Annotated in this window: 1 protein-coding gene; it reads left to right on the top strand. The window is 34.0% G+C overall.

Annotation, left to right across the window (positions count from 1 at the left end; translation table 11 throughout):
* A partial coding sequence (locus AZF08_RS24925) for a condensation domain-containing protein (RefSeq protein ID WP_153019599.1) occupies nt 1-453 on the top strand: 453 nt, incomplete at both ends.

The following is a 453-nucleotide window of genomic DNA, read 5'->3' as shown; positions in this document are numbered from 1 at the left end:
GTGATATGTCAAGGAATCCACTATTTGACGTCATGCTTGTGTTACAAAACAATGAGCATGTTGAGCTAGATTTGAATGGAAGTAAAGCGGAATCTACAGAGGTAGAATGTACGGTTGCGAAATTCGATCTTACATTTAGTATTTATGAAGCGGAAAATACTTATCAAATAGCGCTAGAATATTGTGCGGACTTGTATAAAAAAGAAAGTGCAGAGTTTTTATTGATGCATTTGATAAATATTATGAATCAAATTGTAAGCAATCCGACTATAAAATTAAATGAAATAGACGTCATAACGAAGGAAGAAACAGTACTTATTACAGAGAATTTTAATGATACTTACAGTGCATACTCAAAAGAAAAGACGGTAGCTAAACTGTTTGAAGAACAAGTGAAGAAGACACCGAATCATATCGCAGTGACCTTTGAAGATGAGGAAATCACGTACAGAG

Source organism: Bacillus gaemokensis, assembly GCF_001590835.1.
GTDB classification, from domain to species: Bacteria; Bacillota; Bacilli; order Bacillales; family Bacillaceae_G; genus Bacillus_A; species Bacillus_A gaemokensis.
This window is presented reverse-complemented; position numbering and strand designations above follow the sequence as displayed.